We start from the raw sequence: 4,909 nt of genomic DNA, 5'->3' as shown, positions 1-4,909 counted from the left end.
CCGGCGAGGTCGCCGCAGCCTTGATCTCTCCGGACGACGGGCCGTGGCACTGCCGGGACTCATGGTCCTGACCGAGTACCGCCCGCGCGAGCGCCCCGAGGGACTCCCTGCGTCTTTCCCGCAGACGACTCGGCGGCGCGGAGCCACCCGGGCCGGGGTGGGAAGACACCCCGTGCGCCTGGGCAGATTCGAACTGCCGACACCCGCTTTAGGAGAGCGGTGCTCTATCCCCTGAGCTACAGGCGCGCGGGACCTGTCAGAAACCTGGTCAGCAACCCGTGGACTGGCACGGGCCGCGTGATCCCTGAGACGTGAGGACCCACTGCGTGCCGCGTCCACCCGTGGAGCCGTCCGCGACCCGGCGATACTACCGTGGGGGCGGGCGCCGTCGAGCGAGAACGTGGCGGGCAGCCGACGTGCAGGAGGTCGGCTCCGCGCGCGCAGCGCCCGGCTCGCCCGCCGGGCTCGGGCGGGCATTGCGCCCTCCGGTCGGGCGTCCCCCCGCGAGTCGGTCATCCTCGGGCCCGCGCCCGCGGCGCCGATCAGCCCGACAGCGCGACCGGATCCCACTCCTCAGGCAGCGGCGGGACGGCCGGGAAGGTCGAGCTGATCGGCACCGGCATGCCGCTCACCGCGGCCTCGCCGATCGCGAGGAGAACGTCCAGCACATGTGCGGCCAGCCGGCCGGATGCACGTTCATGGGATCCCCCACGGATGGCGCGGACAAGGTCCACGACGCCCATCCCCCGACCGTCGCGGGCGCCGACCGCAGGGATCGTCACCGGCTGATCGTGCCCGTACCTCCAGAGCGTGCTGTCCCCGTCGAAGTTGTTCGGATCCGGAAGGCTGATCGTCCCCTCGGTGCCGTTGACCTCGACGAATCCCGAGCGCGGCAGCGCGTGCTGGAACGAGAACGTCGACTGCGCCGATCGGCCGTGCCCGAACTCGATCAGTGCCGCGTGATGGGTGGGCACCTCGACGGGGAACACGACGCCCGCCCGCGGCCCGGATCCGATCCGCCGCGTCGCGCTGGCCGTCGACGAGACCGCCTGCACGCGGGTCGCCGGCCCGAAGACCTGCGCGAGGGTGCTGAGGTAGTACGGCCCGAGGTCGAGCACCGGGCCGGCACCGACGGCATAGAGGAACTCCGGGTTCGGATGCCAGGCCTCAGGACCCGGCATCTGCACCATCGTCGTCGCAGTCAGCGGCACGCCGATGTCGCCCCGCGCGATCGCCCGCAGTGCGGTCTGCACCCCGGCTCCGATGACCGAGTCCGGGGCGCAGGCGACCCGCAGGCCCGCCGCCCGGGCCGCCGAGAGCAGGCCCTCCGCCGAGTCGCGGTCCAGCGCGAGCGGCTTCTCGCTCCACACGTGCTTGCCCGCGTCGATGATCGATCGGCTGACCTCGGCGTGCGCAGCGGGGACGGTCAGGTTGAGCACGACGTCGATGTCGTCGCGGGCCAGCAGCTCGTCCGGCGTGCCGTGCGCGGCGATGCCGAACGCCGCGGCCTGAGCCGCAGCCCGTCCAGGCTCGACGTCGGCGACGAAGCGCACCTCGACCTCAGGGAACCGGACGAGACTCGACAGGTACTGCGTCGAGATGTTCCCGGCGCCGATGACTCCGACGCCGGCAGGACGTCCCGGTTCCCTCATGACGAGGCCCCTCCTTCAGCTCCGAGCGCCACGGCGCACGTCCGGTCGGTGCTCACGACGACTCCCGCGATCACAGGTGCGGCTTGATGTTCAGGTTCACGCCCAGCGAGTCCTCGCCGTCGACGATCGTCCAGCTGGCGTCGGGGTACATCCCGACGGTCCGCATCACATAGCCCTTCGCCTCGAGCTCGCCCACGACGGCGTCGCGGGCCTCACCCACCTGGAACCCGATGTGGTGCACGCCGTTCCCGTGCTCGTCGAGGAACTCCCGGAACGTCGACGGGTTGTGGTCGGGCTCGTGCAGCTCGACGATGAAGCCGCGGTCGGCGCAGTCGATGACGGCCAGCTTCAGCCCGTAGCACGCGACCTCGCCCCGATAGGTCTCTCGCGGGTTGGGTTCGGCCTCGGTCACGTGGACCACGGGTCGCGGCGCGTCGAACAGCTCGCACCAGGAGTCGATCGCCTCCTCGATGTCCTCGACGACGACAGCGATCTGGATGAACCCCGCGAGGGGGATCGGGTTCTTCATCTGGACTTCCTCCTGGCCTGGAGTGACGAGGTCGACGTCGCGCGCAGACGTCGGGTCCGGGGTCGCGGTGCTCACCGCTGCGCGCATCCGGGTGGCGCGGCCGGGGCCGCTCAGTGCGCTCACCCGAGGGGATAGGCGACGAACGCGAGCCGTCGCCCGTCCGGTGACCAGCTGGGCACGTTCATGGTGCCCTGGCCGCCGAACAGCGCCGTCAGGTCGCGAACCGTCCCGTCGTCCTCGAGGACCCGGACGATCACCTCGAGGTCGGCGGGATGACCGAGCGTCCCGGGCGGGAAGCTCACGTACGCGATGCGCCGACCGTCCGGGTCCGGGTGCGGGAACCAGTTCACCCGTTCGTCGAAGGTCAGCTGCTCCGGCTCGCCCCCGTCGGCCGGGACGCGGAACAGCTGGGCATGGCCCGGCTCGGTCGACGCGCGCTCGGAGTTGAAGTACACCCATGATCCGTCCGGGGAGAACTCCGCACCGTCATCCGGGTGGTCGTCATCGGTGAGCTGCCGCTCCGCCTGCGTCTCGACGTCGATGAGGAAGACGTTGGTGCGCACGCTGTCGGCCGTCAGGATCTCCATCCCGACGTACGCCAGCGTGCTGCCATCCGGGCTCGCTCCGTGCAGGTAGTGCCGGAACCCGGCGCCCTTGTCGGTCGTGATCCGTCGCACCCCACCCTGCCCGTCCATCGGCACGGCGTAGATGTGCCCGTCGTCGCTCGAGACGTAGGCGGTCAGTCCGTCGGGGCTGATCACGTGGTCGTTGTTGATCGGGTCCACCCCTGGCATCGGGATCGCCTCGAGCTCGCCGCTCGTGACTCCCAGCCGGAAGAGCCGGCCGTCCCCGTTCACGACCAGGCTCCCACCGTCGGGAGTCCAGTTCGGAGCCTCGAAGAGAAGGGTGTCCGAGCTGAGGCGAAGGCTGAGGTCGCCGGTCAGCACGTCGCAGACGTACAGCTCGGCTCGCTGGCCGGGGGCGAGGGTGCGGGGCATGAGCTCACATCACTTTCGGAGTCACGGGACGGCAGAGGGTGCGGAGGTCTACTTCAGCGCGCCGGCGCCGAGACCGCGCTCGAACAGGCGCTGGAGCGACACGTAGGCGACGACCTCGGGTATCGCGGTGATCACCGCTGAGGCGAGCACCTTCGTCTGGTCGTTGCTGAACTGACCGACGAAGAACGACGGGAGCTGGGTGATCGTCTGCGTGGAGGGGTCGACGAGGAACACCAGGGGCAGCAGGTACTCGTTCCACGCCCCGATCATCGTGAAGATGACGATCGCTGCGCCGATCGGCCGCATCATCGGGAGGATCACGTACCAGAAGCCCTTGAGCGTCGACGCCCCGTCGATGCGCGTCGCGTCGATCAGCTCGTCCGGAATCCCGGCGGCGAAGTTCCGGGCGAGGAGCACCGCGAACGGGATCTGCAGTGCCGCGAGGGGCAGGATCACGGCCCAGTAGGTGTTGTAGATGCCGAGGGCGATGGTCGTCGCGAACATCGGCGCCAGGAGCACCACCCCGGGCAGGGTCAACGCGACCATCATCATCCAGAACATCACCTCCTTGCCCTTGACCCGCAGTTTCGCGAACCCGAAGGCAGCGAGCATCGATGCGCCGTAGACGATTGCGATCGTCACCGCGGCGATGATCACGCTGTTCCTGAAGAACAGCGGAAGCTCGGGAACGGACAGGACGGCCGCGTAGTTGCCCCACCCCAGTCCACCGAGCGAGCCCTGGACCATCGCCACCAAGGGCAGGAAGAACGGCAGGGTCATGAGGGTGAGGACGATCTGGAGGACGACGCGTCGTCCTCGCGAACGGATGGTGAGCATCACACCCCCTTGCCGTCGCGACTGCGGCGCACGTTGAGCGCGAGGCCCATGCCGATCGCCAGGACGAGCATCAGGATGGAGATGGCCGAGGCGTACCCCACCTGACCGAGCAGGATGCTCGTGCGGTAGATCAACGTGCCGAGGAACTCCGTCGAGAAGTTCGGCCCGCCGACCGTCACGAGGTACGGGATGTCGAAGATCTTCAGGACCCCGATCGCCGTGAGCGTCGCCAGCGCGATGGTGGTGCCCTTCACGTTCGGCAGGATCATGCTGAACAGCTTGCGCATGTTCCCCGCCCCGTCGACCTCCGCTGCCTCGAGCATCTCGGGGTCGATCTGGCTCATCGCTGCGTAGTACAGGATCACTGCGAGCCCCGTCCCTTGCCAGACCATGATGACCAGCACCGCCCACAGGGCCGTCGACGTCTGGGCGAGCCACGGCTGCGCCAGACTGTCGAGACCGACGAGCCGCAGCGCTTGGTTGACCTGCCCGTCGGGCGCGAAGACCTGGCGGAAGACCGGCGCGGTGATTGCGGGCGCCAGGACCACGGGGAGAAAGAGGATGACCTTGTAGACGTTCGCGGCGAACGGGCGGGAGTGCAGCATCGCGGCGAAGAAGAAGCCCATCCCCGTCTGGAGGATGAAGGTGAAGAAGAACGCGATCACCGTGTGCCGGATCGCCTTCCAGAACACCGCGTCGCCGAACACCTGGGCGTAGTTCGAGGCGCCCACGGAGACCCGGTCCGGAGAGGTGCCGTTCCACTCGAGGGTGGACATGTACCCGGTGTATCCGACCGCGTAGTAGATCAGCCCGACAGAGATCACGAACGCCGGAAGGATCCAGGTGTAGCCCTGGGGGCGCAGGGTGGTGCGCCCCCGTCCATCGCGAGCCCT

General features: G+C 69.1%; 5 protein-coding genes and 1 tRNA gene. All 6 read right to left on the bottom strand.

All coding sequences use genetic code 11. From position 1 onward, the window contains the following. Positions 1-173 precede the first annotated feature (173 nt). A tRNA-Arg gene (locus ABWK99_RS13610) sits at positions 174-246 on the bottom strand. A 296-nt stretch (positions 247-542) separates the two neighbouring features. Then, complete coding sequence (locus tag ABWK99_RS13605) at positions 543-1,652, bottom strand: Gfo/Idh/MocA family protein (RefSeq protein WP_372595243.1); 1,110 nt, start codon at positions 1,650-1,652, stop codon at positions 543-545. Between the two features lie 70 nt (positions 1,653-1,722). Then, positions 1,723-2,181, bottom strand: a complete 459-nt coding sequence (locus ABWK99_RS13600; protein WP_372595242.1) for a VOC family protein — start codon at positions 2,179-2,181, stop codon at positions 1,723-1,725. Positions 2,182-2,300: 119 nt separating this feature from the next. Then, a complete protein-coding gene (locus ABWK99_RS13595; protein ID WP_372595241.1) occupies positions 2,301-3,179 on the bottom strand; it encodes a TolB family protein in 879 nt (292 codons plus the stop codon). A 48-nt stretch (positions 3,180-3,227) separates the two neighbouring features. Continuing rightward, the gene (locus ABWK99_RS13590) at positions 3,228-4,016 is read right to left on the bottom strand and encodes a carbohydrate ABC transporter permease (RefSeq protein WP_372595240.1); all 789 of its coding nucleotides are present in this window, start codon (positions 4,014-4,016) and stop codon (positions 3,228-3,230) included. Then, positions 4,016-4,909: carbohydrate ABC transporter permease (locus ABWK99_RS13585; RefSeq protein ID WP_372595239.1), on the bottom strand; the 894-nt coding region annotated here is incomplete at its 5' end. The genes ABWK99_RS13585 and ABWK99_RS13590, both read right to left, overlap by 1 nt.

This window comes from Actinotalea sp., from assembly GCF_041597215.1.
Lineage (GTDB): Bacteria > Actinomycetota > Actinomycetes > Actinomycetales > Cellulomonadaceae > Actinotalea.
The sequence above is the reverse complement of the archived record's forward strand: the minus strand, read 5'-3'. Positions and strand labels throughout refer to the sequence as shown.

Bases quoted from the DNA above. Each gene is read 5' to 3' on its own strand.
- ABWK99_RS13595 (WP_372595241.1), bottom strand. From the start codon at position 3,179: ATGCCCCGCACCCTCGCCCCCGGCCAGCGAGCCGAGCTGTACGTCTGC.
- ABWK99_RS13590 (WP_372595240.1), bottom strand. From the start codon at position 4,016: ATGCTCACCATCCGTTCGCGAGGACGACGCGTCGTCCTCCAGATCGTC.
- ABWK99_RS13605 (WP_372595243.1), bottom strand. From the start codon at position 1,652: ATGAGGGAACCGGGACGTCCTGCCGGCGTCGGAGTCATCGGCGCCGGG.
- ABWK99_RS13600 (WP_372595242.1), bottom strand. From the start codon at position 2,181: ATGAAGAACCCGATCCCCCTCGCGGGGTTCATCCAGATCGCTGTCGTC.